The sequence below is a fragment of the Varibaculum sp. genome, assembly GCF_008661855.1.
Taxonomy (GTDB): Bacteria; Actinomycetota; Actinomycetes; order Actinomycetales; family Actinomycetaceae; genus Varibaculum; species Varibaculum timonense_A.
Genome location: NZ_RPZY01000019.1, coordinates 1 through 2,682, shown reverse-complemented (window position 1 = coordinate 2,682; position 2,682 = coordinate 1). Strand labels below are relative to the sequence as shown.

At 51.6% G+C, this 2,682-nt stretch carries 6 protein-coding genes; 3 read left to right on the top strand and 3 right to left on the bottom strand.

Features of this window, described 5'->3' with window-relative positions:
- Positions 1–127: 127 nt before the first annotated feature.
- Together QZT94_RS01705 and QZT94_RS01700 are read right to left on the bottom strand one after the other, a co-directional pair.
- Positions 128–607 (bottom strand): helix-turn-helix transcriptional regulator, encoded by a 480-nt coding sequence (locus QZT94_RS01705; RefSeq protein WP_296773125.1) that lies wholly within the window; start codon positions 605–607, stop codon positions 128–130.
- Positions 608–674: 67 nt separating this feature from the next.
- On the bottom strand, positions 675–1,148 hold the full coding sequence (locus QZT94_RS01700) for a helix-turn-helix transcriptional regulator (RefSeq protein ID WP_296773123.1): 474 nt from the start codon (positions 1,146–1,148) through the stop codon (positions 675–677).
- Positions 1,149–1,288: 140 nt separating this feature from the next.
- Here QZT94_RS01700 and QZT94_RS01695 point away from each other — a divergent pair, with 140 nt between their 5' ends.
- Positions 1,289–1,570: a helix-turn-helix transcriptional regulator gene (locus QZT94_RS01695; RefSeq protein ID WP_296773122.1), complete on the top strand. Its 282-nt coding sequence runs from the start codon at positions 1,289–1,291 to the stop codon at positions 1,568–1,570.
- Between the two features lie 119 nt (positions 1,571–1,689).
- Here QZT94_RS01695 and QZT94_RS01690 read toward each other — a convergent pair whose 3' ends face one another.
- On the bottom strand, positions 1,690–1,977 hold the full coding sequence (locus QZT94_RS01690; RefSeq protein ID WP_296773120.1) for a helix-turn-helix transcriptional regulator: 288 nt from the start codon (positions 1,975–1,977) through the stop codon (positions 1,690–1,692).
- Positions 1,978–2,108: 131 nt separating this feature from the next.
- Here QZT94_RS01690 and QZT94_RS08880 point away from each other — a divergent pair, with 131 nt between their 5' ends.
- Together QZT94_RS08880 and QZT94_RS01685 are read left to right on the top strand one after the other, a co-directional pair.
- Positions 2,109–2,312, top strand: a complete 204-nt coding sequence (locus QZT94_RS08880; RefSeq protein ID WP_363928420.1) for a helix-turn-helix transcriptional regulator — start codon at positions 2,109–2,111, stop codon at positions 2,310–2,312.
- Positions 2,309–2,682: Bro-N domain-containing protein (locus QZT94_RS01685; protein WP_296773118.1), on the top strand; the 374-nt coding region annotated here is incomplete at its 3' end. The genes QZT94_RS08880 and QZT94_RS01685, both read left to right, overlap by 4 nt.

Here is a 2,682-nt window from a genome sequence, read left to right as displayed (position 1 = left end):
GTCGAAGGCTGAGCGGGTTGCGAAGAACACAGCGCCAGCGAAGGTTGAGTCAGCCTACCCGTCAGAACTTCAGGCGGCTGGGGATACAACGTCTCAGGCGATTGTTCATATGATGCGTCTGCGCCCTTTACTTGGCCTGTTTTTGGCGTATGCGGAAGTACGGGTTTCTCGGCGTCAAATGAAGTTTTCTCGCGTTGATGCCATGGTCGAGTGTTCTCCTGTCTTTTACAAGGTTTGTCTGATCAGTGACTGGGTGTTTATCACGGTGTTGTGCCTGTTGGTTTTGGCGTTTCTTGTTGGGAACTTGTGGGAGTTGTTCGTCAACTAGACCCTGACGCTTCTTCACCTTTATTTCGATTGTTGCATCTACGGCGATGGCGTATGTGATAAGAGTGGAAATCTTTGGATTACCACTCGGGTCTTCAATCTTTGCCACCGCTTGGCGCGAGATCATGAGTTCGTCAGCAATGTCTTGTTGGCGTAGTCCGCGTTCTTTACGGATTTTGACGAGGTCGCGTGTGACTTGGCGGAGTTGTGAGTACATGTTGATGGCGTTGATCGTTCCTTCGTCGGTTACGTCAATGCCGAGTTCGTCAAAAATGTCCATGCTTCCTCCTTCTTGCACCTAGTGAGACCAGGCGCGTCCGGGTGGCCATTTGAGGAGCTTGAATTCACTATTCATAGTCCCCGGGATCCTGAGACTCCTCACCAATGTCATTAAGCGCTTGAATTGCATCCCATTCTGGGCGGTTGGTGACTTTGCGTGCGGCGAGTTTGGTGAAGTCGGGTAAGTCCTCTTCACGCGCTCGTGGGAAGTCGACAACGTCGGCGGGCTTCGAACGTTCGTCTGCTTGCTCTTCGAGCGACCGCTCCGCCTCGCGCATGACGGGAACAGGCTTGCGGGTATCGGTACCCTGTTCAGCTTGTTGTACCACGCGCCAGGCAGATAGCCCTAGAGCGCTCGCTATGGCTCTAAAATCATCCATACGCATTTCTCTTGTCCCGTCAAGGAGCCTCTTAACGGTCATATAGTTAACGCCTGATTTCTGCTCAATCTGTCGTAGCGACAGACCCAGTTGATCGCGTCGATCGGAGAGGATTTTGGCCACGCGGGCATTTAATTCCAAGGCATGGTCTCGGGCTTCCATACTGTCAGTGTATCCAAATAGTGACACGCCGTAAATAACTAACTTGACGCTGTCACCAAACAGTGACACGATAAGAACATCGCATTCGCGACATATTTTTTAATCCAGATGTCACCATATGGTGACAATAGAGAGGAAGAATGAACCTCAATGCAGAGATCCGAGCTGAATTAGGCAGGCGTCGCGTGACATATGCAGTCCTTGCAGAACTGCTGAACACATCGCGACAAAACATCCAGCGAAAGCTAACTAGCACGCGGCCTATATCCAGTACCGACTTATTCTCAATCGCTCACGTACTCAACGTCAACGCATCAGAACTGGTACGGCGCGCTGAGGAATACGAAAACAGCCAGAACGACGACACAAAAACAACCGAACTCGTGCGCCGTGCTGAAGAGTCCAACATCCCCGCAGCTTAGAAAAGTGCCCTCACCTATCAGCAGTAGGCGAGGGCGGAAAGGAACACACGATGAACGAGGTAATTCCCTTTACCTATGAGGATACCAATGTTCGCACCGTCGCAACAGAGGATGGCACCCTAAGGGCGGGGGCGGAACTCGGTTTTAATCCAGCCCATGCGCGCGTACACGTCGGTAAACAATCCGGGAATACTAATCGAAAGGTGGCTACAGCAACGATAAATAACCGAAAGAGGTATATCCCTTTTGCCGTTGAGGTATCGCCCAAGGGTCACATATTCAACGCCGGTTTCCCGCGAGAGTTGTTTGATGGATTTGCCGGCGAATGCGGCAGCGGCTTTTATCGCCGCCCCGGTCATGGCCGTGAATTTTTGGGCGGCCTCTTTTTCCTCTTCAATACTGCGCACGTCACCAGTATAGCCATTTAGCTAGTTTCAGTCACTAGGGGGCTTCAATGTATAACTTGACGGATAACCAACATGTCTACTACTGTAGCCACATGGCAATGTTAGAAAGCTATTAGGCACTATTGAGGTCTGTGGAGGGTGCGATAGCCCTATCAGGGAAAACCAAGAAAGACATCGCAATCAAAGCGGGCATTCACCCAACCACCCTGCATCGAATCCTCGCAGGGAAACGGGACATGAGCGTCAAAACCATGTTCGCAATAGCTGACGCAACAAACACCAGCCCAACCCGACTGATCGACCGAACACTATGCAGGGAGTGTCTAACCAAATGACTACTAATATTCAGACTTTTTCTAATGCCAATTTTGGCGAGGTTCGTACTCTGGAGCAGAACGGCAAGGTCTTGTTTTGCGGTAAAGACGTAGCGACTGCGCTTGGATATGAAAACCCCAGCAAAGCTATTCGAGACCATTGCAAGGGGGGGCCAATTCGTTACCCCCTTGAGACGGCAGGCGGAACCCAACAAATCCGCTTCATTACTGAAGGCGACCTATATAGGCTAATCGCTTCAAGCAAACTGCCTTCAGCGCAGAAATTCGAAGCCTGGGTATTCGACGACGTTCTCCCGTCGCTCCGCCAGCACGGTGGCTACCTCACCCCCGCGGCCACCGAGAAAGCGCTCCCCGACCCGGACTTCATCAT

Bases quoted from the DNA above. Each gene is read 5' to 3' on its own strand.
- QZT94_RS01705 (WP_296773125.1), bottom strand. From the start codon at position 607: ATGGACATTTTTGACGAACTCGGCATTGACGTAACCGACGAAGGAACG.
- QZT94_RS01700 (WP_296773123.1), bottom strand. From the start codon at position 1,148: ATGGAAGCCCGAGACCATGCCTTGGAATTAAATGCCCGCGTGGCCAAA.
- QZT94_RS01695 (WP_296773122.1), top strand. From the start codon at position 1,289: ATGAACCTCAATGCAGAGATCCGAGCTGAATTAGGCAGGCGTCGCGTG.